Raw genomic sequence first — 22,489 nt, 5'->3', positions numbered from 1 at the left:
TGATGCTGCAGAGCAGCAAATTGGAGACCGGTTCATGAGCGCAGTCGATTTCGGCTCTTTCGTCGCGGAGCTGGCGACGCAGTCGGGGCGGGCGATCCTGCCGTTCTTCCGCGCGCATCATGCGACCGAGGACAAGTCGCAGGGCGGCGTGTTCGATCCAGTAACGGAGGCCGACCGCGCCGGCGAATCGGTGATGCGCCACATGATCAGGCGGCAGTTTCCGGCTCATGGGGTGCTCGGCGAGGAATTCGGGAGCGAGAACACCGAGGCCGACTATGTCTGGGTGCTCGATCCGATCGACGGAACGCGGGCCTTCATTTCCGGCATCCCGGTCTGGGGCACGCTGATCGGCCTGACGCGCAAGGGCGTGCCGGTCTACGGCATGATGCATCAGCCCTTCTCCGGTGAACGCTATTCCGGCGACGGGCGCGAGGCGCGCTACGAGGGGCCGGGCGGGCCGCGGAAGCTGCGGACGCGGGCGACCGCCGATCTCGCTGCCGCAACGCTGATGACGACCTCGCCGGGGCTGTTCAAAGGCGAGGAGGCGAAGGCTTTCGGCCGTGTCGAGAAGCAGGTCCGGCTGTCGCGCTATGGCTGCGACTGCTACGCTTATTGCATGCTGGCGGCAGGCCATGTCGATCTCGTCATCGAGAGCGGCCTCAAGCCCTATGACATCGTCGCTCTGATCCCGATCATCGAAGGAGCCGGCGGCGTGGTCACCTCATGGGACGGCGGCAGCGCCGCCGGGGGCGGACGCGTCCTCGCCGCCGGCAGCAAGGCGCTGCATGAGGTCGCCCTCGCGCGGCTCGCCGGCTGAGGCGGCCGCAGTCTGGTCCTCGCCGGGAATGAAGGCGTCGAAGGCGGCCCAGAACTGGGCGCGGATCGCGTCGTTCTCCATCAGGATTTCGTGTCGCGCCGTCGGCAGGACCAGCGCGGAGCCGGTCTTGAGGCGTGCGGCGAAACGCTCGATTGCAGGTGTCGAGACCACCGGGTCCTGCCCGGCGGCGATGATCAGCGTCGGCACCTTCACCTCCAGCGCGGCCGAGGGGGCGTTGAGACGGGACATCAGGCGAAAGGCTGTCCGGACCCAGGCGATGGTCGGGTCGCCGACGCTGAGATGGCGTGCCTCGGCCGAGAGCGCACTGTTGCGGGCGTAGCGGACGGCATCGCTCGTCAGCCGGTTGCCCTCGAAGGGTTTCGTCGCGATGGCCGTATCGCCACCGCCCGGGACGAAGGCACGGCCCAAACCCAGCCAATAGAGAAGGCTCGCGAGGCGGCTGGCCCGGGCCGGGTGCGCGATCATGGTGAGGCCGAGCATGGGGGCGAGCGCCACCATGCGCGACACCGGCAAGGCGTCATGACGGGCGGCGTCGAGGCAGAGTGCTGCCCCCATCGAATGCGCGAGGACGAAATAGGGCGGCGGGAACTTTGCCTGCATCTGCGCCATCACAAGAGCGAGATCGGCTTCGTAGTGCTTGAGACGACCGACATGGCCCTTGCGTTCGCGCCGGACGAAACGCTGCGAGCCGCCCTGGCCGCGCCAGTCGAAGCTCAGCACATGGAAGCCTCTGCGGCGTAGCTCCGAGATGGTTTCGCTGTAGCGCTCGATGAACTCGGCCCGGCCTTGCACGACGACGATCGTGCCGCGCGCTGGCTTGACCGTGGGGCGCCAGCTGGCGAAGCGCAAATTGGCGCCATCATTGGTCTTGGCAAACCAGACCTTGCTGTGGCCCGGCACGGGATAGCCGGCATGGGCAAAAAGAACGGCCTCGGCCATTGGCTCTCTCCGCATCGCGACCGCCCGCCCGCATCGGTCGCCGAACTGCTTCCGAGCTTTGCTTATGCCCGTCGGCGGGGGCTCTTGAAAAGCGGGAAAGCCAACCCAGATCATGGATGCGCAGGCCGGAACCGGCTGCGCAGACCCAAACCAGGCCCGCGCTCAGGCGAGGCGGGCCGACTAAATTGTCGCTTCTTCGGAGGACATATCATGCGTCAATTCGATCTTTCCCCTCTCTATCGCTCGACCGTCGGTTTCGACCGCCTGTTCAATCTCCTCGATCAGGCGACGAGCAGCGACGCCGCGCCGGGCTATCCGCCCTACAATATCGAGCGGACTGCCGAGAACGGCTATCGCATCACCATTGCGGTTGCGGGCTTCGGCGAGGCTGACCTCGCCATCGAGGCCAAGGAAAATGCCTTGACCGTCAAGGGCGAGAAGCAGGTTTCCGGCGGCGCCGAGAAGCGCGAAGTTCTGCATCAGGGCATCGCCGCCCGCGCCTTCGAGCGCCGCTTCCAGCTCGCCGACTACGTACAGGTGACCGGAGCCAGCCTTGAGAACGGCCTGCTCCATATCGACCTCGTCCGCGAGATTCCCGAGGCCAAGAAGCCGCGCCAGATTCCGATCGGTGCCAGTTCGGCCAAGGTTCTCGAAGCCAAGATCGAGACCGCCAAAGCCGCGTAATCCGATCGGCCTTTGGGCCAAAAGAGAAAGGCTCCCGGAAACGGGAGCCTTTTTTGCTAGATCGCCGCGCATCTTCCGATGCGATCGTGCCTGTCAGTTCAGCGGAACGACGGGAGCGATCGGCGTCTCCGGCCTGGGCGTGGATGGCGATGGATCGATCTGCTGCACGGGCGGGATCGACGGCACTTGGGTGGCCGGCGCTGCGGTCGTCAGCGGTGGTTTGCGTTCCGCCTCGTCGGTTCCGCGCACATCGCTGGGATTGACGAGCTTGGGCTTGTCGGCACCGGTCTCGGGGTTGGTCGCGCCCGGCGAAGGCTCCGCCGGTTTCGCCGGCTGCGGCGGAGAGGATGTCGCGGGCGCGCTGGCCTCTAAGGGTGGTTTCTCGGCAGGCTTCGCAGATTCCGGCACGGGTGGCGCTGCGGGCGAGGGCGGTGAGGCCGTGGCCGGAGCGTTCGCTTCGATCGGGGCCGTTTCAGCGGGCTTAACGGGCTCGGAGGCGGGTGGTGCGGCCGGCGATGGCGGAGCGGACGTCGCCGGTGCGCTGGCTTCTGCCGGCGGCTTCAGCTCGGCCGGCCGTTCGGGCGGCTGGGGCACGAGACGCTGGCGCGGTGGCGCCTGCTCCTGATGCGGGTCAATGCGGGCGACATTCGGCGCGGGCACGGCCTGGCCGCGCAGCGGGATGCGGCGGATCAGCTCGCCGGCATAGGCATCGAGAACCAGGCGCAGGCGCTGACCGCCAGCCGTAACGCCATCGACAACATAGGTGTCGTCCCGGCGGATCGAGCGATCGATTCTGACAAGGCCGTAGTTGCGGGCGGCGATGCGGCTGACCGTATTGGGGGATACAGGTGCCGGCGCACGCGGAACCACCGCCGGCGGGCGGGGCGCGTAACCGTAGTCGTAACGATAGCCGTAGCCATAGGCCGGATAGGGGGCGTACCCGTCGTCGTAATAGTAGTATTGGGCCCCGGCGGCTCCCATCGTGCCGGCCAGAGCGCCGGCCACGACCAACCCCATCAGCGCGCTGCGCCCCGGCGCCGTCGAACGATTTGCCATGCCACCCTTCCTTAACGACTGCTTTCGTGACGGGCAGTCTTGTTAACGATTGCGGCAGGCATGGGGTTGGAAACGGGGCTGAAATGCGCCGTTTCAGCCGGCGATGGCGGCGATCAGGCGCTCGACATGCTCCGGCTCGGTCGCAAAGGACATGACGAAGCGGCCGACGATCTCACCGTCCTGAAGCGGGGCCTCCGGCGGGAGCGAGCGAGCCGACCAGTCATAATAGCCGACGCCGGCCGCCTTCAGGCGCTCCTGCACGGCCGGGGGCAGCACAATGAAGACCTCGTTCGCCTGGCAGGGCCAGGCCAGACGCGCCGCGCTGCCCTGCGCGACGGAATCCGCCAGGCGCCTGGCCTGAGCGTTGGCATGGCGGGCGAGGTCGAGCCAATGACCGTCGGCGAGCAGCCCCTCGAACTGGGCGCCGAGGAAACGGCCTTTCGACAGGGTCTGGCCGGCGCGCTTGCGGCGCCACTTCATCTCCTCGGCATGGCCGGGGTCGAAGAAGATCACGGCCTCGGCCGCGAGCGCGCCGTTCTTGGTGCCGCCGAAGGAGAGCACGTCGACGCCGGCCTTCCAGGTGACCTCCGCGGGCGTGCAGCCGAGCGTGACCAGTGCATTGGCGAAGCGCGCGCCGTCCATATGCAGCTTGAGACCGCGCGGCGTGATCGCCTCCTTCAGCGCCCGCACCTCGGCGGGCGTATAGACCGTGCCGCATTCGGTCGCCTGCGTGATCGTCAGCGCCTGCGCCTGCACCTGATGGAAATCGCCGTCGCGCAGATGCGAGAGCGCCTTCGTCACGGTTTCCGGTTTCAGTTTGGCGCCGGTGCCGGGCAAGTCGACGAGCTTGGCGCCGTCGCTGAAGAATTCGGGGGCGCCGCATTCGTCCTCGACGACATGGGCCTCCTCATGGGTGAGGACGGCGCCCCAGGGCCGCACGATGCTGGCCAGAGCGAGCGCATTCGCCGCCGTGCCGGTGAGGACGAGGAAGACCGAGACCTCGTGCTCGAAGATCTCCGCAAAACGCTCCTCGACGCGGCGCGTCCAGTCGTCCTTGCCATAGGGCGAGGCGTTGCCCTCGTTGGCGGCGGCGAGGGCGGCCATGACGCGGGGGCTGGCGGCGGCGGTGTTGTCGCTGAAGAAATGCATGACCGAGGGTTAGGCGGATGGCGGTGTTCTGCCAAGCGAGCGTTAGGAAAGGGGGGCTTGCGCGCGGCGCCGGGCCGAAACCTCGCCGCATGCCCAAAAACAAGAAGCGTGCTGCCGGAGTTAGGCTTTCGTCTCGGAAATGTCTGGCATGGATTCAATTTTGCAATAAAATTTCGCCGCGGTGCAAAATCGACGCTTGTGCGTAGATTGGAATTCTGGCAAGTTCATCTCGATAGGACAGTGTTGCTGTCCCATTTTTCACCGCGCCGACCGAAAGCCGATGCAGGTTGGGGGTCGCGCCGTCGCAATGGAGCGGAGCATGACGAGAGGCCGGGCTAACGACGCCAAAGCCGACCGTACATGCGCCGTCCGTAAAACGACGGCCTGAAGACAGGCGCGAGCGGGCGAGAGCCGCCCGAAGCGCCTGCGGAGGACGCGGGCGCGGTGGAAACAAAGCGCAAGCAAGCCTCTCACAAGACGACGGCCGAGCCGCCTTGGCCCCATCCTTGCTGCCGATACGTCGGCGCCGGGGCCGGAGCGGATGGGATTGTGGACTGACGGGTCTGCCCGCAGGCGGCGCGCCAGCGGGTTCTGAGAAGCGGGGTTTGACGATGAGCGTGACCAGCAAGTCGAGCGGCGCAGAGGGCTTCGAGCGTTTTCCGGCCGTGCGCGACCCGGCAATGCCGACGCATCAGGGCCTGTACGATCCCCGCAACGAAAAAGACTCCTGCGGCGTCGGCTTCATCGCCGACATGAAGAACCGCAAGAGCCACGCCATCGTCCAGCAGGGCCTGCAGATCCTGCACAATCTCGACCATCGCGGCGCAGTCGGCGCCGATCCGAAGCTCGGCGACGGCTGCGGCATCCTTACTCAGATCCCGCATCTCTTCTTCAAGGAGGAGACGGCTAAGCTCGGCATCGACTTGCCGGAGCCCGGCTTCTACGCCATCGGCCAGTTCTTCATGCCGCGCGACCCCGCGATCCGCGCGCTCTGCGAGGAGATCATCTCCCAGACGGTCGAAGAGGAAGGGCTGAATTTCCTCGGTTGGCGCGACGTTCCCGTCGACAACTCCGACCTCGGCAAGGCGGTGTTGGAGACCGAGCCGGTGCATCGCCAGCTCTTCGTCGGCCGTCCCGACGACATCGCGAACGAGGACGAGTTCGAGCGGCAGGTCTATGTCCTCCGCAAGTCGGTCTCGAACAAGGTCTACAAGCATCAGGAACGCCGGACGGCGGAATATTATCCCGTCTCGATGTCCTGCCGCACCATCGTCTACAAGGGGATGGTGCTGGTGAACCAGCTCGGCTCCTATTTCAAGGATCTGCAGGACGAGCGCTTCGACAGCGCCATCGCCCTCGTCCACCAGCGCTTCGCCACCAACACCTTCCCGTCCTGGCGCCTCGCCCATCCCTACCGGATGGTCGCCCATAACGGCGAGATCAACACGCTGCGCGGCAACGTCAACTGGATGGCGGCGCGGCAGGCGAGCGTCGATTCCGACCTGTTCGGTTCGGATATCTCGAAGCTCTGGCCGATCTCCTATGAAGGCCAGTCCGACACCGCCTGCTTCGACAACGCGCTCGAATTCCTGGTGCAGGGCGGCTATTCGCTCGCCCATGCCATGATGATGCTCGTGCCGGAGGCATGGAACGGCAACCCTCTGATGAACGAGGAGCGGCGCGCCTTCTACGAATATCACGCCGCGCTGATGGAGCCCTGGGACGGGCCGGCGGCGATCGCCTTCACCGATGGCCGCCAGATCGGCGCGACGCTGGACCGCAACGGGCTGCGCCCCGCGCGCTATCTCGTCACCGATGACGGGCTCGTCGTGCTTGCCTCGGAATTCGGCGTGCTGCCGATCCCGGAAGAGAAGATCGTCGAGAAGTGGCGCCTGCAGCCCGGCAAGATGCTGCTGATCGACCTGGAGCAGGGCCGCATCGTCGGCGACGACGAGATCAAGACGTCCTTGTGCCTCGCCAATCCCTACAAGGACTGGCTGAAGCGAACGCAGATCGTGCTGGAGGATCTGCCGCCGGTTGAGGCGCGGGCCTCGCGCACCGACGTGCCGCTGCTCGATCGCCAGCAATCCTTCGGCTACACCACCGAGGATGTCCGCCTGCTGATGGCGCCGATGGCGGTGACCGGGCAGGAAGCCGTGGGTTCGATGGGCACGGACACGCCGATCTCGGCGCTCTCGCTCAAGTCGAAGCTGCTCTACACCTATTTCAAGCAGAACTTCGCGCAGGTGACGAACCCGCCGATCGACCCGATCCGGGAGGAGCTGGTGATGAGCCTGCTCTCCTTCATCGGGCCGCGCCCGAACATCCTCGACCTCGAAGGCACCTCGCGGCGCAAGCGGCTGGAAGTGCGCACCCCGATCCTGACCAATGACGATCTCGAGAAGATCCGCTGCATCGGCCATTACGAGGATCGTTTCGACACCAAGACCATCGACTTCACCTACCCGGCGCGCGAGGGCGCGGCCGGCATGGAAGGCGCGCTGGAGCGGCTCTGCGAGCGTGCCGAGGCCGCGGTGCATGGCGGTTACAACATCATCATCCTGTCCGATCGGCAGGTCGGGCCGGACCGTATCCCGATCCCGGCGCTGCTGGCGACGGCGGCGGTGCACCATCACCTGATCCGCAAGGGCCTGCGCACTTCGGTCGGCCTCGTCGTCGAGTCGGGCGAGCCGCGCGAGATCCATCACTTCTGCTGCCTCGCCGGCTACGGCGCCGAGGCGATCAACCCCTATCTCGCCTTCGACACCCTGCTCGATCAGCATGAGCAGGGCGCCTTCCCGGAGGAGGTCGACGCCGACGAGGTGGTGAAGCGCTATATCAAGTCGGTCGGCAAGGGCGTGCTGAAGGTGATGTCCAAGATGGGCATCTCGACCTACCAGTCCTATTGCGGCGCCCAGATCTTCGATGCGGTCGGCCTGAAGACCGCTTTCGTCGACAAGTTCTTCTTCGGGACGGGCACCGCGATCGAGGGTGTCGGCCTCGACGAGATTTCGGAAGAGAGCCTGCGCCGCCACCGCGACGCCTTCGGCGACTCGCCGCTCTACCGCAACAGCCTCGATATCGGCGGGGAGTACATGTACCGCGTCCGCGGCGAGGACCATGTCTGGAAGCCGGACGTCGTCGCCTCGCTGCAGCACGCGGTGCGCCTCAACGCGCAGGATCGCTACGAGGAGTTCGCCAGGCAGGTCAACGACGACGCGCAGCGGCTCAGCACCATCCGCGGCCTGTTCAAGGTCAAGATGGCGGAGGATGACGGGCGGGCGCCGGTGCCGCTGGAGAGCGTCGAGTCCGCCGCCGATATCGTGAAGCGCTTCGCCACCGGCGCGATGTCCTTCGGCTCGATCTCGCGCGAGGCCCATGAGACGCTCGCCATCGCGATGAACCAGATCGGCGGCAAGTCGAACACCGGCGAGGGCGGCGAGGAATCGATCCGCTTCAAGCCGATGCCGGACGGCCGCTCGAAGCGCTCGGCGATCAAGCAGATCGCGTCCGGCCGCTTCGGCGTCACCACCGAATATCTCGTCAACTCCGACGTGATGCAGATCAAGGTGGCGCAGGGTGCCAAGCCCGGCGAGGGCGGCCAGCTCCCCGGCCACAAGGTTGACGCCAAGATCGCGCGGACCCGGCATTCGACGCCGGGCGTCGGCCTGATCTCGCCGCCGCCCCACCACGACATCTACTCGATCGAGGATCTCGCCCAGCTGATCTTCGACTTGAAGAATGTGAATCCTGCGGCCGATGTCTCGGTGAAGCTCGTCTCCGAGATCGGCGTCGGCACGGTGGCCGCCGGCGTCGCCAAGTCGCGCGCCGACCACATCACCATCTCCGGCTTCGAGGGCGGCACGGGCGCGAGCCCGCTGACCTCGCTGAAGCATGCCGGCTCGCCCTGGGAGATCGGCCTCGCCGAGACGCAGCAGACGCTGGTGCTGAACCAGCTGCGCGGGCGCGTGGCGCTGCAAGTCGACGGCGGATTGCGGACGGGGCGGGACGTCATTATCGGCGCGCTGCTCGGGGCCGACGAGTTCGGCTTCTCGACCGCGCCGCTGATCGCGGCCGGCTGCATCATGATGCGCAAGTGCCATCTCAACACCTGCCCGGTCGGCGTCGCGACGCAGGACCCGGTGCTGCGCAAGCGCTTCAAGGGCCTGCCCGAGCATGTGGTGAACTACTTCTTCTTCGTGGCCGAGGACGTTCGCCGGATCATGGCGGAGATGGGCTTCACGAAGATCGAGGAACTCGTCGGCCGCTCCGATCTGCTCGACAAGCAGGACGCCATCGCGCACTGGAAGGCGAAGGGGCTCGATTTCACCAGGCTCTTCCACAAGGTCGATCTGCCGGAGGTGGCGATCCGCCATGTCGAGCGGCAGAAGCACCCGATCGACGAGGTGCTGGACCGCAGGCTGATCAAGGCGGCGGAAAATGCGGTCGAGACCGGCACCCCGGTCGTGATCGAGGAGAGCATCTGCAACGTCGACCGCTCGACCGGTGCGATGCTGTCCGGCACGGTGGCGAAGAAGTACGGCCATGCCGGCCTGCCCGATGACACCATCACGGTGAAGCTCAAGGGCACCTCCGGCCAGAGCTTCGCCGCCTTCCTCGCGGCGGGCGTCACCGCCGAGCTGACCGGCCAGGCCAACGACTATGTCGGCAAGGGCCTCTCCGGCGGCAAGCTGATCGTCAGGCCCGACCCGGCGGCCAGGGCCGTGCCGGAGCGCTCGATCATCGTCGGCAACACCGTGCTCTACGGCGCGATCGCGGGCGAGGCCTATTTCCGCGGCGTTGCGGGTGAGCGCTTCGCGGTGCGCAACTCCGGCGCCATCGCGGTGGTCGAAGGCACCGGCGACCATGGCTGCGAATACATGACCGGCGGCGTCGTCGCGGTCATCGGCCAGACCGGCCGCAACTTCGCGGCCGGCATGTCCGGCGGTATCGCCTATGTGCTGGACGAGGACGGCACCTTCAAGTCGCGCTGCAACCTCTCGATGGTCGATCTCGAACCGGTCGAGGAGGAAGAGGAGCTGATGGAGCGGCTGCACCATCATGGCGGCGATCTTGAGCATAAGGGCCGCATCGACATGACCAACATGTCCGGCCATGACGAGGAGCGCCTGATGCAGATGCTGACGAACCACGCCAACTACACCGGTTCGCAGCGGGCCCGCACGATCCTCGACAATTGGGCGGATTACCGCACCAAATTCGTCAAGGTGATGCCGGTCGAATACCGCCGCGCGCTGCGCGAGATGGAGCAGGCCCGCACCTTGCAGGCTGCCGAATAAGGCACGGAACCTCCGGGGCCGTCAGGCCCCGGTCACGCGATCAGGTTAAGGCACGCGCGCGGGAAATCCCGGGCACACGGCGAGAGAAACGGCATGGGCAAGGTCACAGGCTTTCTCGAATTCGACCGGCAGGAGCAGAAGTATCAGCTCGCCGGCGACCGCATCCGGCATTTCCGCGAGTTCACGCTCCCGCTGGAGGAGCGCGATATCAAGAAGCAGGCGGCGCGCTGCATGGATTGCGGCATCCCCTTCTGCCATGGCCCGACCGGCTGCCCGGTCCATAACCAGATCCCGGACTGGAACGAGCTGGTCTATTCCGGCGGCTGGGAGGATGCGCTGCGCAACCTCCACTCCACCAATAATTTCCCGGAGTTCACCGGGCGCATCTGCCCCGCGCCTTGCGAGGAAGCCTGCACGCTCAACCTCGAGAACATGCCGGTGACGATCAAGACGATCGAGCAGGCGATCGCCGACAAGGGCTGGGAAGAGGGCTGGATCGCGCCGGAAATTCCGGCCAAGCGCACGGGCAAGCGCATCGCCATCGTCGGCTCCGGCCCGGCCGGAATGGCGGCGGCGCAGCAGCTGGCCCGGGTCGGCCACGACGTCCATCTCTATGAACGCGAGGCCAAGGCCGGCGGCCTGCTGCGCTACGGCATCCCCGACTTCAAGATGGAGAAGGGGCATATCGACCGCCGGGTGAAGCAGATGGAGGCGGAGGGCGTCACCTTCCACTACAACGCCCATGTCGGCGTGACCCTGCCCTTCGCGACGCTCGTGGGCGAGCACGACGCGGTGCTGATGACGGGCGGGGCGGAAGCGCCGCGCGATCCCGGCCTGCCGGACACGAACCTTGCCGGCGTGCATTACGCGATGCCCTACCTCACCCAGCAGAACAAGCGCATCGGCGGCGAGGATATTTCAAACGAGGCGCCGATCCTGGCGGCCGGCAAGCACGTCGTGGTTGTCGGCGGCGGCGATACGGCGTCCGACTGCGTCGGCACCGCCTTCCGGCAAGGCGCGCTCTCGGTGACGCAGCTCGACATCCGGCCGATGGCGCCGGAGATCGAGGACAAGCTCACCGTCTGGCCGTATTGGCCGACGAAGTTCCGCACGTCGTCCTCGCAGGCTGAGGGCGCCGAGCGCGAATTCCAGGCGGCGACGCTCGGGCTCGAAGGCCGCAACGGCCGGCTGACCGGCGTGAAATGCGCCCGCGTCGACGAGAAGCGCAAGCCCATTCCCGGCACCGAATTCGTGCTGCAGGCCGATCTCTGCTTCCTCGCCATCGGTTTCGCGGGATCGCTGATCGAGGGCATGATCGCCCAGTCAGGCGCGGTGGTCGACAAGCGCGCCAACGTCGTCGCCAATGACCGCGACTACAGGACGAGCACCGAAAAGGTCTATGTCGCCGGCGACATGCGCCGCGGCCAGTCGCTTGTGGTCTGGGCGATCCGCGAGGGGCGCCAGGCAGCGCACGCCATCGACAAGGAGCTGATGGGCGCGACGATCCTGCCGGTGTGAGGACATCGCCCTCCGGCACGATCGCGAGCCAATCGCTGTCCAGCAGCCCGGTCGGCCGATATGCCGGCCCGGGCGCTGTGCTTTTTCCACCAGAGACAAGAAGGCAGTGGGGTGAGGTCCTTTAGCCGGATTTTCAGCCGGCCGAAGCGTGGAGTTGTTATGAATTCATTGATACGGGCGATATTCGCCTAGAGAAGCGGCAGGGTCTGCCGTTGCACCGAATTAATACTTGACCTGAGAGCCGAGGTGGAGTGCAAGCGCGCTTGTGTCCTTTCGTTGTCGCTTGGTCAGATGACGCCGGTTATTTTCACAACGGTCGGCCTGCCCCAAGCGAAGCAGCTGGATGCTTGGCGCGGGTGGTTCGACGCCGTCTTCGATGTCGAGGTCGACGATCCTCAGGCGGGCTTTTCCGCGACCAGCGAAACCTGGAACTTCGGCGGTTTCGGCCTGAGCCGGGTCCGGGCGCCGAAACTGCGGGCGTTCCGCACGGCCGATCTCGTCCGGCGCAACCCCATCGACCACTGGAACATCACGATCGGCCACGCGCGGACGTTGGGCGAGGCGGGGCGCCTGCGCTCGATCGACGTGCCCGCCGATACGCCCTTCGTGGCGTCGCTGGGGCGCGAGCTCGTCAGCTTCCGCGAGGCGGACGACCGGCTGCAGCTCTATCTGCCGCGCGATACTTTTCCGGAGGTGACCGCCGTTCTGGAAGGGGTCGAGGGCAGGCCGATCAGCGACGCAATGGGCAAGCTGCTCGCGGAATTCATCACGCTGCTGGCGCGCAACGTGTCAAGCTTCTCCGATGCGGATCTACCCGCCCTCCAGACCACCGTCCGCGGCATGCTGCTCGCTTGCATCGCGCCGTCGTCGGATCACAGTTTTCTTGGTGCCGTTCCTGTGGCGGTGGCCCGCAAGGAGATCGTCAGGCGCATCGTCGACCTCAATCTGCACTGCAGCACTCTCGGGCCGGATCTGCTGTGCCGGGAGGCTGGCATGTCCCGCTCCCAGCTCTATCGCCTGCTCGAAAGCGAGGGCGGCGTGAGGAACTACATCCAGCGGCGGCGCTTGAAGCAGTGCTACGCAGAGCTGTCGAGCGGCACCAATTTCCGCTCGATCGCCGCGATTGCCGAGGGGCTGGGCTTTCCCGATCCGTCGAGCTTCAGCCGCTCCTTCAAGAAGGAGTTCGGCCTGACGCCGAAGGATGTGATGTGTGCGACGCTGTCGGGCATTCCCGCGAGCGCCGTCCATGGGGGCAGATCCGAGGCCGAATTGAACCTGCGCGACCTTCTTGCGCAGATCGCGCGAGGCTAGACGCCTGGTCCAAGTCGGGCGGCGGCTTCAGCCGCGTCCTCGCTGCCGGTCGAGTGCTCCCTGCAGTTGCTCGACGCGGATGGCCAGCGCTTCCTTCGTCAGGTTGATTCCTTCGGGCGCCCCGTCGATCGACAAAAGGACGCCTCGCTCGGCCATGTCGAGTTGCTCTTGAGCGAGCTCCAGGTGCTTCTTCAAGACTTGTGTGACGCGGTCCTTGGCCGCCTGGTCCGTATCCATTGCGCCCTCGCTCGTTCGTTCGCGATCCGGCGACGATCGCATAGCCGAGGCGACGAGCCAAATCGTCCGGAACCTTGCCGCCAGCATGCAGCCGGCGCCCGCGTTCTCCCAATCGCCGGAGCAGGCCCTGGACGGTCGGCTCCGATGCCGGGCGGACGCGGGGCTCCTGTAGCCCTAACCCGGCTGCTCCAACGGCCAGATCTCGACGACCCCGTGTGCGACGGCACAGGGAACCCGAGAAACCAGATCGATGGCCTCGGCGAGATCGGCAGCCTCGATGATAGCGAAGCCGGCCACGGGCAGCTGTGACGACATGAAGGCACCTGTCTGCGTCCGGACCCCGGAGGCGTCGGGGTTGCGGACCTGTACCGCTTGCCCGGCAATGCCGATCACGGCACCGCGTTCGAGGAGCGCCGCATCCTGGGCGTGGGCTGCGTCACGGATGGCCGGAGCCGTGCGGTCATAGCCCGCCCGGTCGCCATAGCCGATCGTCACGAATCTGGGCATCGTCCGGCCTCCTCTCACGGGCGATCAATCCATTGCAGACGCGGCGGTTCCGTCGGCGCCGCACCGGCTGCGTCGCGATGACCAGCGTCGCGATGGCGACCGTTATGCCGTGGGCGCAGTGTTCATCCGGGCCGGCGCCGCTATGGTGGCGGCCATGGAATCGAAACAGAGGGGGAAGCTGGCGCTGAGCCAGGGCTTCCATTTCCGCACCCGAGGACCTGTTTCCGCCCCGCGCTTCATCTCGCGGGGCTGACCGGGAACGCATCGCCGTCTCATCGTCAGCCCTTTTCGGCGCGTTTGTTAGCGCCTGCCTGACTTCATGAGATTCCGATGTCCCTGATCGCCATCAAAGATTTTTCGCTCGTCCGCAGTGCCCCGCTTTTCGCCGGGCTCAACCTCTCCGTCGCCAAGGGCGACCGCCTCGGTCTCGTCGCCGCCAATGGGCGCGGGAAATCCTCGCTCCTGCGTATCCTGGCCGGCCAGGAATCGGCCACGGACGGGACGCTGACCCGTGCCCGCGGTCTCGTCACCGCCTTCGCGCCGCAAGACCCGCACGCGCGCCTCTTGCCGATGAGCTTCTACGAGGCGGTACGCGATGCGCTCGACGCCGAGGCCGCCGAAACCGAAAGCTGGCGGGTCGACGTGCTGCTGGACGACCTCATGGTTGACGAGGGGCTGCGCGGCCGTGCCGTCGCCAGTCTGTCGGGCGGCTGGCAGCGCACGATGCTGCTGGCGCGCGCCGGGGTGGTCGAACCAGATCTGCTGCTGCTGGACGAGCCGACCAACCATCTCGATCTCGAGCGCATCGGCGTGCTGCAACGCTTCCTCGCCGCCCTGCCGCGGGATTGCGCCGTCGTCGCCGCGAGCCATGACCGCGCCTTCCTCGACGATGTTAGCACCCGCACGCTCTTCCTGCGTCCGGCGGAGAGCGCCGACTTCGCCTTGCCCTATTCGCGCGCATTGCAGGCGCTGGAGGAGCGCGACATGGCGCGGGGACGGCAGTTCGATAACGACATGCGCAAGGTCCGGGCGCTCAGGCAGCAGGCGGCCAAGCTCAAGAACATCGGCATCAATTCCGGCTCAGACCTGCTGGTGGTCAAGACCAAGCAATTGTCGGAGCGTGCCGACAAGCTGGAGGAGAGTGCCAGGCCGGCGCATAAGGAGCGCTCGGCCGGGGCGATCCGGCTCGTCAACAGCGGCACGCATGCCAAGGCGCTGGTGGCGATCAAGGATACGGGGATCGCCACTCCCGACGGCAGGCCGCTTTTCCGCACCGGGCAGCTCTGGATCGAGAACGGGGATCGCATCGCGCTGCTCGGCGCGAACGGCAGCGGCAAGACGCGCTTTGTCACGCGGCTGCGGGCGGCGCTCGACGGCTCGGATGCGGAGATCCGCGCTGCCGCCAGCCTGAAGCTTGGCTTCTCCGATCAGGCGCTCTCGCAACTCGATGTCTGGCCGACGCCCTGGGCGGCCGTCAAAGGCGCGAGCGATGTCGGCGACCAACTGGCGCGGACGCTGCTCGCCGGGGCCGGCATCGCCAGCGAGGCCCAGGGCGCGCCGCTCGCCCGTCTGTCGGGAGGGCAGAGGGCGCGGCTCGCCATGCTGTTGCTGCGCCTCGCCCAGCCGAATTTCTACCTGCTGGACGAGCCGACCAACCATCTCGATATCGAAGGGCAGGACATGCTGGAGCGCGAACTCACCGAGCATGGCGCGGCCTGCCTGCTGGTCAGCCATGACCGCGCCTTCGTCCGCGCCGTGGCGACTCGGATCTGGGTGATCACCGGCAAGCGGCTCATCGAGGTGGATGATCCCGATCCGGTGTTCGACCGGTTGATGGCGGGCTGAGCTCAGCGCGGCCAGCGATAATCGTCGAGCCGGCCAGGGACCGGATCGGGCGCGATGCCCTGGCCGAAGACGCGCTCGAGCTGCAGCTCGGCCTCGCCGCGCCCGCGCGCCTCGGTGACCGAGGCCAGCAGGGGCTGCCCGGATGTCGGGGCCTGCCCGGTCAGCGGCTGGATAGGCCCCGCCAGCGGGCGCGCCTGCAGGGCCGGGGGCAGGCCGATCGTCGGCACGCCGGCGACCATCTGATCGATCAGGCGCTCGACGCCGCCGGGCTGTAGCTCGGGGGTCGAGGGCGCGCCCGTCTCGGGCGAGACGGGCAGAGCGATCACACTGTTCTGCGGCGCGGCCTCGATGATGCGGCGGATGACGAGGTCGACGAAATGCGCGGCCTTGCGGGCACCGGCGGCAGTGAAATGGATGCCGTCGCCGAGGCGCAGCCGCGTCAGCTGCCCGGAAACGTCGGGACCCGTCGCGGTATAGCGGTTTTCGGCATCGACGAAGCCGCCCCACAGATCGACATATTGCCCGCCGGCCTTCTCGACGCGCTGGCGGTAGAGCTCGTTGAACGAGACGAAATCAGCCGAGAGCCGGCCGTTCTGCACGGGTGGCGCGCCGACCCAGATCAAGGGAATGCGGCGGGCTGCGAAGGCGTCGGCGATGAGGTCGATGCGGTCCCGATAGAGCTCGAGCCAGCGTGGGCTCAGGGGGTCATGGACGGTTTCGCCCTCGCGGATCGGCTGCCGGTCGTTGAGGCCGACCAGCATGACGCCCAGGGTGATCTTCTGGTCACCGGCCAGGATATCGGAAACCGCCTTCGGCCAGTCGTAGAAGTCGGTCCGGACGAGGCCCGAATCAGGCTTGGACTTGTGGAGAACCTCGACATCCGGGCGGTCGTTCAGGGCCTCGTCGAGGCCGTTGGCCAGGAGGTTTGCGAGCGAATCTCCCATCACCACGATGTGGCTGTTGACATCGACCTTGGGAATGACCGGGTCGTCGCGGACGACGACGGGGGCCTCGCGACGGCGGACGACGGGCGCGACACGCTGGCGTGGCTGCGGCGCCGCGCGCTGCTGGGCGGCCGGCAACTGCCAAAAGAGCTGAAAGAGGTTGCGCTGTTGCTGCTGGGCAAGGGAAACCGGCCCGCCCGTGATCAGGAGCATGCAGGCGGCAGTCAGAACCAGGGCGAGCGAACGCAGACGCATCTGCCTATCCGATCCAGCGGCCCCTATGCCCCGCACTATAGGGCGCAGCGGCCCGAAAGTCAGCGCTTGCCACGCATCCGGACCAGCAGAGCCGGGGTCGGATAGCCGTCCGGGATCTCGCCGGCGCTGATCTGGTACTGGCGCACGGCCTCGCGCGTGCCGGTGCCGATGCGCCCGTCGGCATCGTGGTTGTAATAGCCGAGCACCTTCAGCCGGTGCTGCAAATCCTTTGTGCCGGCCATGTCGAGCCGGGCGGCCTTGACGGGCCAGCCCGCCTGGATCGCGGGGCGGCCCATGATCCTGTCGCCGAGATGCCCGACGGCGAGCGCATAGGCGTCGGAGGAATTGTACTTCTTGATGACGTCGAAATTGGCGGTCAGCAGCATCACCGGCCCGCTATGCCCGGCCGGGTAGAACAAGCGGCCTTCGCCCGAGGAGGGCAGCGCGCGTCCATCGGCCCGGCGCACCCCGGCGGAGCGGAGGGAGGAGAAGCTGCCCTTGTCCAGGCGATGGTCGAAGCCATCAGGCAGCGTCACCTCCATGCCCCAGGGCAGGCCCGGCACCCAGCCATAGCTCTTGAGGTAGTTGGCGGTGGAGGCGATGGCGTCGCTGGACGAATTCCAGATGTCGGCGTGGCCGTTGCCGGTCCAGTCGACGGCGTATTTCATGTAGCTCGACGGCATGAACTGGGTGTGGCCCATCGCGCCGGCCCAGGAGCCGCGCAATTCGTCGCGCTCCGCATAGCCCTTCTCGATCAACTCGAGGGCGGTGAGCAACTCGTCGCGGAAGAAGTCGCCGCGGTAGCGGATCGAGGCGAGGGTAGCGAGCGAGCGGATGACGTCCTTGCCGCCCTTGAAGGAGCCGTAATTCGTCTCCATGCCCCAGACGCCGAGGACGACTTCCTTGGGTACGCCGTAGCGGGCTTCGACCTGCGCGAGGACGGTGGCGTTCTCCGCTGCTGCGTCGCGGCCGCGCTGGATGCGGGCGCCGCCGACGGCATTCTCCAGATAGCTCCAGATCGGGGCGCTGAACTCGGCCTGCTTCTTGGTCAGGGCAATGATGGAGGCGTCCGGCGTCACGCCGCGGAAGGCGAGGTCGAAGGTCGCGCGCGAAATGCCGCGTCCTTGAGCCTGCGGCCAGAGTCGCTGCAGGAAGATGTCGAAGGAGGCGCTGGCCGGCGTCGCCTGCGCATTGCGGGCATGGGCGCCGGAAACATTGATCGAGCCGGTGGTCTGCGCCAGCGCAGGCGCCAGGCTGATCAAGGCCGAAGCTGCGACGACGGACAGGCGCATGGACACTCCCTGCGGATGCTGGATGGAAACACCATCACAGCGCCTGAACAAGATTAACCGCAGGTTAAGCCGACCGCGGCAGCGACGCCACCTCTCTGATTTGACAAGCCCGGGGGATTGGCGGATTCTGGCGGGATGTATAGCGCCTCACCCTTCCGCCGCGGTCTGCACCGCTCGGGCAACGTCATCGCGGGCTTCTAGCCCCGGGTCTGTCGCGCTTGGCGCCTCCGGCTCGGGGGCGCTCCCTCAATTCCGTTCACCTGCGAGTTCGCCCCTTTGATGCCGCGCGGTTCTGGTCCGTCGGCAGGCGCTCGCCTTTTCGATGAAAGACCCGTCCTCATGACTGCCAAGCGTCCCGCCATCACTGTTACGGCCGCGGACCATGCCATGCTGAGCCGCATCGCGGCCGGCGCGGCCAACACCATGCCGGAGCTCGCCGCCGAGCTGAGCCATGAGCTCGACCGTGCCCGCATCCTGCCGGAGGGGCGGGTTTCGGTCGATCACGCCCGGATCGGCAGCGTGATCGTCTATCGCGACGAGAGCACCAAGCGGGAAAGCACCATCACGCTGGTCTGGCCGCAGGACGCCGATATCGAGAAGAACCGCATCTCGGTGATGACGCCGATCGGCGTCGCGCTGATCGGCATGGCCGCCGAGCGTTCGATCGACTGGACGACGCGCTCGGGCGATGTGAAGCGCCTGACCGTGCTCGAAGTGCGCGAGCCGGCCGAGGACGACCCCGCCTGAGGGTACCAGATCGGCGGCTGTCCGGCATCCGGCGGCCCTCATCCTGAGGAGCGCTTCGCAGAAGCGCGTCTCGAAGGATGCTCCCGATGTCCCTGCAGCCTCTTGGAGCATCCTTCGAGGCGCCATTCCCAAGGGAATGGCTCCTCAGGATGAGGGCTCGGGGTGTACTGGGGAAGGGTCGCTCAGCTCGAGGCGTTCCGTGTCCTGAGCTTCTCCTCCCAGGCCAGCGCCTGGCCGACGATCTCCTCGAGGTCGTCATGCTCCGGCCGCCAGCCGAGTTCGGCCTGGATCCGGTCGGCACGAGCGACCAGCGAAGCTGGGTCGCCCGCGCGGCGATCGGCGAGGGTCACGGGGAAATCGATCCCTGAGACCTTCTTCACGACTTCGACGACCTCCTTCACCGAATAGCCCCGGCCATAGCCGCAGTTCAGCGTCAGGCTTTCCTTGCCGGCGCGCAGATGGTCGAGCGCGGCAAGATGGGCGCGGGCGAGATCGGTGACGTGGATGTAGTCGCGCACGCAGGTGCCGTCCGGCGTCGCATAGTCGGTGCCGAAGACGGTGAGGCCATCGCGCTGGCCGAGCGCGGCCTGACTCGCGACCTTGATGAGATGCGTGGCGTTCGGCGAGGACTGGCCGGAGCGGAGCTTCGGGTCGGCGCCGGCGACGTTGAAATAGCGCAGCGCGACGTAGGTGAAGCCGTGCGCCTTCGCCGCATCCTGCAGCATCCACTCGCTCATCAGCTTGGAGCGGCCATAGGGGTTGATCGGGTTGAGCGCGATCTCCTCCGGCACCGGCGAGACCGGGGGCTCGCCATAGACCGCAGCCGTGGAGGAGAAGATGACGTGCTTGACGCCGCCGCGGACGGCACTTTCGATCAATGCTCGGGTTTTCACAGTATTATTGAAATAATAACCAAGCGGATCGCTGACCGATTCCGGGACGACGATGCGTGCCGCGAAATGCGCCAGCGCCGTCACGCCATGCTCGGCGATCAGCTTCTCGACCAGCTCCTGATCGCCGATATCGCCTTGAACGAATGTCGCTTCCGGCGGAACGGCCCACCAGAAGCCGGTCGACAGGTTGTCGAGCACGACGACGCGCTCGCCCCGATCGAGGAGTTCGAGGACCATATGGCTGCCAATGTAGCCAGCCCCGCCGGAAACCAATATCGCCATTGCGTCTCTTGCCTCATCTTTGTCATGACGCCGCACTATCGAATGTCCGTTGACGGGTTCTCAAGGCCTGTCAACTATAAGCACAGATGGCTGGCAACAATGACAGTTGTGCGGCTGTTTCCGATCACTGCCCTGCCTTTGGCAAAGGCCGCCGTGCCCAATGGATTTTTCATGACGAAACGCATCCGCAAGGCCGTTCTCCCCGTCGCCGGCCTCGGCACCCGCTTCCTGCCCGCCACGAAGGCGATCCCCAAGGAGATGCTGACCATCGTCGACCGTCCGGTCGTGCAGCATGTCGTGGACGAGGCGCGCGCCGCCGGCATCGAGCACTTCATCTTCGTCACCGGCCGCAACAAGGCGGTGATCGAGGATCATTTCGACATGGCCTATGAGCTCGACGACACGCTGGCCAAGCGCAACAAGGTGAAGGAGCTGGAGGCTCTGAAGGCCGATCTGCCGGCCGCCGGCGCCACCAGCTTCACCCGCCAGCAGGCGCCGCTCGGTCTCGGTCACGCCGTCTGGTGCGCGCGCGAGCTCGTCGGCGAGGAGCCCTTCGCGCTGCTGCTACCGGACATGCTGCATTACAGCGCCGGCAAGGGCTGCCTCGCCGAGATGATCGAGGCCTATGACGAGCATGGCGGCAACCACATCGCCGTGGCGCCGGTGCCCGACGACCAGACCCATCAATACGGCATCGTCGGCGTCGAGGACGCCAAGGCCAAGGTCTCGAAGATCACCGGCATGGTGGAGAAGCCGCCGAAGGGCACCGCGCCCTCGAACCTGCACATTTCCGGCCGCTACATCCTGCAGCCGACGATCTTCAACCTGCTCGCCAACCAGGAGAAGGGCGCCGGCGGCGAGATCCAGCTCACCGATTCCATGATCGCGCTCTCGCGGCAGGAGCCGTTCTATGCGGTGCGCTTCGATGGCGACATCTACGATGCCGGCTCGAAGATCGGCTTCCTCGCGGCGAATGTCGCCTATGCGCTCGATCGGGGCGATCTCGGCCCGCAGCTGCGCGCCGAGATCGAGAAGCTGCTCGATCGCTGAGCGGCGCACGGCCCGTTCAACTCGGCCCTCGTCCTGAGGAGCCATTCCGAATAGGAATGGCGTCTCGAAGGACGGTCCAGAAAGCTCGGGAGAGGGCTGGAGCATCCTTCGAGACGCAGCCTTTGGCTGCTCCTCAGGATGAGGGCTTGTGTCTTGCTGACGGTGCAAAGTTGAGTGATCAAAGTCTCGTCTTCGACCGCGCGCTCGGCCGTTCGCGGCTCAGACGCGCGCTCGCCGGTGACTATCCGGATTTCCTGCTGCGACGCGCGGCTGATGATCTGGAGGAGCGACTCGGGGCCGTTCTGCGCGAGTTTGCCGTGGCTGCCGATCTCGGCACGCCACTACCGCTCGTTGCGCCCGTCCTAGCCGGCAAGGCGGGGCGGCTGCTGCGTATGGCGGAGGCCGAGGGGACAGCTGCCGATCTGATCGGTGATCTAGAAAGACAGCCTTTCGCCGCCGGTTCTCTCGACCTCGCCGTCTCGCTGCTGGCGCTGCACGGCGTCAACGACCTGCCCGGCGCACTCATCCAGATCAAGCGGGCGCTGCGGCCCGACGGGCTGTTCATGGCCTGCATGCTCGGTGGACGCTCCTTGCAGGAGCTCCGGCAGGCGCTGCTCGAAGCCGAGAGCGAGACGACGGGCGGGGTCAGCCCACGCGTCGCGCCCTTCGCCGATCTGCGCGATCTCGGCGGGCTCCTCCAGCGTGCCGGATTCGCCCTGCCCGTGATCGACAGCGAGATCGTGACGGTGCGCTATCGCGACGCCTTCGGACTGTTCCGCGATCTGCGGGCCATGGGCTGGGCCAATGCGCTCGTCGCGCGGCGCAGGACGCCGCTGCGGCGCGAGACGCTGCTGCGTGCCGCCACGCTCTATGCCGAGCGCTTCGCCGATGCCGACGGGCGGCTGCCGGCGACCTTCGAGTTCGTCTGGCTCTCCGGCTGGGCCCCGCATGAGAGCCAGCAGAAGCCGCTGCGGCCGGGCTCGGCCAAGGCGAGATTGGCAGATGCGCTCGGCGTGCCCGAGATCAAGACCGGCGAGAAACCGGGGGAAGGCTAAGAATGGTTGTGCCCGCGCCGTCATGGTGGTCGGGCTTGTCCCGACCATCCGCGTCCTCCTTCCTCGAATGCGGTGTTCAAGACGTGGATGCTCGTCACAAGTGCGAGCATGACGGGGGGAGGATTTGCCGGATATGAGCGAGCGACAGCCCCGCCTCACGCGCGCCGACTTTCGCGTCTTTCGCGCCATTCCGACGCGATGGCACGACAATGACGCCTACGGCCACGTCAACAATGTCGTCTATTACGGCTGGTTCGATACGGCGGTGAATGCCTGGCTGATCGAAGGCGGTTTTCTCGACCTCGCGGGCAGCGAGATCGTCGGGCTCGTGGTCGAGACCGGCTGCACCTATTTCGAGAGCGTCGCCTTCCCGGAGACGGTTGAGGCGGGGATCGCTGTCGAGCGCCTCGGCAACAGCTCCGTCACCTACCGTATTGGCATCTTCCGACAAGGTGGCGCAGAGGCCGCGGCGCAGGGGCGCTTCACCCATGTCTATGTGGAACGGGCCGGCCAGAAGCCGGTTCCGATTCCGGCGCCGCTCCGGGGCGCTCTGGCCGCCATCCAGTGCTGAAAGCGCCGTTCGCGCT

18 protein-coding genes are annotated in these 22,489 nt (G+C 66.6%); 10 read left to right on the top strand and 8 right to left on the bottom strand.

Features of this window, described 5'->3' with window-relative positions; all coding sequences use genetic code 11:
- Positions 1-34: 34 nt before the first annotated feature.
- Positions 35-817, top strand: a complete 783-nt coding sequence (hisN, locus tag AB4Z16_RS06085; RefSeq protein ID WP_441510445.1) for a histidinol-phosphatase — start codon at positions 35-37, stop codon at positions 815-817.
- On the opposite strand, the gene AB4Z16_RS06080 is transcribed toward hisN, so the two are convergent.
- A complete protein-coding gene (locus AB4Z16_RS06080) occupies positions 722-1,777 on the bottom strand; it encodes an alpha/beta fold hydrolase (protein WP_441510444.1) in 1,056 nt (351 codons plus the stop codon). The genes hisN and AB4Z16_RS06080 overlap by 96 nt on opposite strands.
- Positions 1,778-1,987: 210 nt before the next feature.
- Between AB4Z16_RS06080 and AB4Z16_RS06075 the strand changes: the two genes are divergently transcribed.
- Entirely contained in the window at positions 1,988-2,461 is a 474-nt protein-coding gene (locus tag AB4Z16_RS06075) for an Hsp20 family protein (protein ID WP_441510443.1), read from the top strand.
- A gap of 93 nt (positions 2,462-2,554) precedes the next feature.
- Here AB4Z16_RS06075 and AB4Z16_RS06070 read toward each other — a convergent pair whose 3' ends face one another.
- On the bottom strand, positions 2,555-3,517 hold the full coding sequence (locus AB4Z16_RS06070; protein ID WP_441510442.1) for a hypothetical protein: 963 nt from the start codon (positions 3,515-3,517) through the stop codon (positions 2,555-2,557).
- 93 nt (positions 3,518-3,610) lie between these two features.
- Positions 3,611-4,666 (bottom strand): threonine aldolase family protein, encoded by a 1,056-nt coding sequence (locus AB4Z16_RS06065; RefSeq protein ID WP_441510441.1) that lies wholly within the window; start codon positions 4,664-4,666, stop codon positions 3,611-3,613.
- A gap of 611 nt (positions 4,667-5,277) precedes the next feature.
- Between AB4Z16_RS06065 and gltB the strand changes: the two genes are divergently transcribed.
- From gltB to AB4Z16_RS06050, 3 genes are all read left to right on the top strand, one after another.
- The gene (gene gltB / locus AB4Z16_RS06060; RefSeq protein ID WP_441510440.1) at positions 5,278-9,966 is read left to right on the top strand and encodes a glutamate synthase large subunit; all 4,689 of its coding nucleotides are present in this window, start codon (positions 5,278-5,280) and stop codon (positions 9,964-9,966) included.
- 93 nt (positions 9,967-10,059) lie between these two features.
- On the top strand, positions 10,060-11,484 hold the full coding sequence (locus tag AB4Z16_RS06055) for a glutamate synthase subunit beta (RefSeq protein WP_441510439.1): 1,425 nt from the start codon (positions 10,060-10,062) through the stop codon (positions 11,482-11,484).
- Positions 11,485-11,775: 291 nt separating this feature from the next.
- Positions 11,776-12,795 carry a helix-turn-helix domain-containing protein gene (locus AB4Z16_RS06050; RefSeq protein WP_441510438.1) on the top strand — a complete coding sequence of 340 codons (1,020 nt, stop codon included), beginning with the start codon at positions 11,776-11,778 and terminating at the stop codon, positions 12,793-12,795.
- Positions 12,796-12,822: 27 nt separating this feature from the next.
- Here AB4Z16_RS06050 and AB4Z16_RS06045 read toward each other — a convergent pair whose 3' ends face one another.
- Together AB4Z16_RS06045 and AB4Z16_RS06040 are read right to left on the bottom strand one after the other, a co-directional pair.
- Complete coding sequence (locus AB4Z16_RS06045; protein ID WP_441510437.1) at positions 12,823-13,032, bottom strand: hypothetical protein; 210 nt, start codon at positions 13,030-13,032, stop codon at positions 12,823-12,825.
- 174 nt (positions 13,033-13,206) lie between these two features.
- Positions 13,207-13,539 carry a YciI family protein gene (locus AB4Z16_RS06040; RefSeq protein WP_441510436.1) on the bottom strand — a complete coding sequence of 111 codons (333 nt, stop codon included), beginning with the start codon at positions 13,537-13,539 and terminating at the stop codon, positions 13,207-13,209.
- Positions 13,540-13,869: 330 nt separating this feature from the next.
- Here AB4Z16_RS06040 and AB4Z16_RS06035 point away from each other — a divergent pair, with 330 nt between their 5' ends.
- Positions 13,870-15,384 (top strand): ATP-binding cassette domain-containing protein, encoded by a 1,515-nt coding sequence (locus tag AB4Z16_RS06035; protein WP_441510435.1) that lies wholly within the window; start codon positions 13,870-13,872, stop codon positions 15,382-15,384.
- 2 nt (positions 15,385-15,386) lie between these two features.
- Here AB4Z16_RS06035 and AB4Z16_RS06030 read toward each other — a convergent pair whose 3' ends face one another.
- Positions 15,387-16,583, bottom strand: a complete 1,197-nt coding sequence (locus AB4Z16_RS06030) for an SGNH/GDSL hydrolase family protein (RefSeq protein WP_441510434.1) — start codon at positions 16,581-16,583, stop codon at positions 15,387-15,389.
- Positions 16,584-16,642: 59 nt separating this feature from the next.
- Positions 16,643-17,875 carry a lytic murein transglycosylase gene (locus AB4Z16_RS06025; RefSeq protein WP_441510433.1) on the bottom strand — a complete coding sequence of 411 codons (1,233 nt, stop codon included), beginning with the start codon at positions 17,873-17,875 and terminating at the stop codon, positions 16,643-16,645.
- A gap of 339 nt (positions 17,876-18,214) precedes the next feature.
- Here AB4Z16_RS06025 and rnk point away from each other — a divergent pair, with 339 nt between their 5' ends.
- Positions 18,215-18,622: a nucleoside diphosphate kinase regulator gene (gene rnk / locus AB4Z16_RS06020; RefSeq protein WP_441510432.1), complete on the top strand. Its 408-nt coding sequence runs from the start codon at positions 18,215-18,217 to the stop codon at positions 18,620-18,622.
- Between the two features lie 182 nt (positions 18,623-18,804).
- Here the strand turns inward: rnk and galE are convergent, their stop codons facing one another.
- On the bottom strand, positions 18,805-19,797 hold the full coding sequence (gene galE / locus AB4Z16_RS06015) for a UDP-glucose 4-epimerase GalE (RefSeq protein WP_441510431.1): 993 nt from the start codon (positions 19,795-19,797) through the stop codon (positions 18,805-18,807).
- Positions 19,798-19,968: 171 nt separating this feature from the next.
- Between galE and galU the strand changes: the two genes are divergently transcribed.
- The 3 genes from galU to AB4Z16_RS06000 all read left to right on the top strand — a co-directional run bounded on the left by galU (position 19,969) and on the right by AB4Z16_RS06000 (position 22,473).
- Positions 19,969-20,847, top strand: coding sequence for a UTP--glucose-1-phosphate uridylyltransferase GalU (gene galU / locus AB4Z16_RS06010; RefSeq protein WP_441510430.1), 879 nt, complete (start codon positions 19,969-19,971; stop codon positions 20,845-20,847).
- 170 nt (positions 20,848-21,017) lie between these two features.
- Positions 21,018-21,902 carry a class I SAM-dependent methyltransferase gene (locus AB4Z16_RS06005; RefSeq protein ID WP_441510429.1) on the top strand — a complete coding sequence of 295 codons (885 nt, stop codon included), beginning with the start codon at positions 21,018-21,020 and terminating at the stop codon, positions 21,900-21,902.
- 133 nt (positions 21,903-22,035) lie between these two features.
- A complete protein-coding gene (locus tag AB4Z16_RS06000) occupies positions 22,036-22,473 on the top strand; it encodes an acyl-CoA thioesterase (RefSeq protein ID WP_441510428.1) in 438 nt (145 codons plus the stop codon).
- The last annotated feature ends 16 nt before the right edge of the window (positions 22,474-22,489 follow it).

Origin of the sequence: Allobosea sp. TAF32 (genome assembly GCF_052113585.1) — a bacterium.
Taxonomy (GTDB): Bacteria; Pseudomonadota; Alphaproteobacteria; order Rhizobiales; family Beijerinckiaceae; genus Allobosea.
This window is presented reverse-complemented; position numbering and strand designations above follow the sequence as displayed.

Coding starts and splice junctions, on each gene's coding strand:
- AB4Z16_RS06055 (WP_441510439.1), top strand. CDS start 10,060: ATGGGCAAGGTCACAGGCTTTCTCGAATTCGACCGGCAGGAGCAGAAG.
- AB4Z16_RS06080 (WP_441510444.1), bottom strand. CDS start 1,777: ATGGCCGAGGCCGTTCTTTTTGCCCATGCCGGCTATCCCGTGCCGGGC.
- AB4Z16_RS06000 (WP_441510428.1), top strand. CDS start 22,036: ATGAGCGAGCGACAGCCCCGCCTCACGCGCGCCGACTTTCGCGTCTTT.
- AB4Z16_RS06035 (WP_441510435.1), top strand. CDS start 13,870: ATGTCCCTGATCGCCATCAAAGATTTTTCGCTCGTCCGCAGTGCCCCG.
- gltB (WP_441510440.1), top strand. CDS start 5,278: ATGAGCGTGACCAGCAAGTCGAGCGGCGCAGAGGGCTTCGAGCGTTTT.
- AB4Z16_RS06050 (WP_441510438.1), top strand. CDS start 11,776: ATGACGCCGGTTATTTTCACAACGGTCGGCCTGCCCCAAGCGAAGCAG.
- rnk (WP_441510432.1), top strand. CDS start 18,215: ATGACTGCCAAGCGTCCCGCCATCACTGTTACGGCCGCGGACCATGCC.
- galE (WP_441510431.1), bottom strand. CDS start 19,797: ATGGCGATATTGGTTTCCGGCGGGGCTGGCTACATTGGCAGCCATATG.
- AB4Z16_RS06040 (WP_441510436.1), bottom strand. CDS start 13,539: ATGCCCAGATTCGTGACGATCGGCTATGGCGACCGGGCGGGCTATGAC.
- AB4Z16_RS06070 (WP_441510442.1), bottom strand. CDS start 3,517: ATGGCAAATCGTTCGACGGCGCCGGGGCGCAGCGCGCTGATGGGGTTG.
- AB4Z16_RS06025 (WP_441510433.1), bottom strand. CDS start 17,875: ATGCGCCTGTCCGTCGTCGCAGCTTCGGCCTTGATCAGCCTGGCGCCT.
- AB4Z16_RS06030 (WP_441510434.1), bottom strand. CDS start 16,583: ATGCGTCTGCGTTCGCTCGCCCTGGTTCTGACTGCCGCCTGCATGCTC.
- AB4Z16_RS06075 (WP_441510443.1), top strand. CDS start 1,988: ATGCGTCAATTCGATCTTTCCCCTCTCTATCGCTCGACCGTCGGTTTC.
- AB4Z16_RS06065 (WP_441510441.1), bottom strand. CDS start 4,666: ATGCATTTCTTCAGCGACAACACCGCCGCCGCCAGCCCCCGCGTCATG.
- hisN (WP_441510445.1), top strand. CDS start 35: ATGAGCGCAGTCGATTTCGGCTCTTTCGTCGCGGAGCTGGCGACGCAG.
- AB4Z16_RS06045 (WP_441510437.1), bottom strand. CDS start 13,032: ATGGATACGGACCAGGCGGCCAAGGACCGCGTCACACAAGTCTTGAAG.
- galU (WP_441510430.1), top strand. CDS start 19,969: ATGACGAAACGCATCCGCAAGGCCGTTCTCCCCGTCGCCGGCCTCGGC.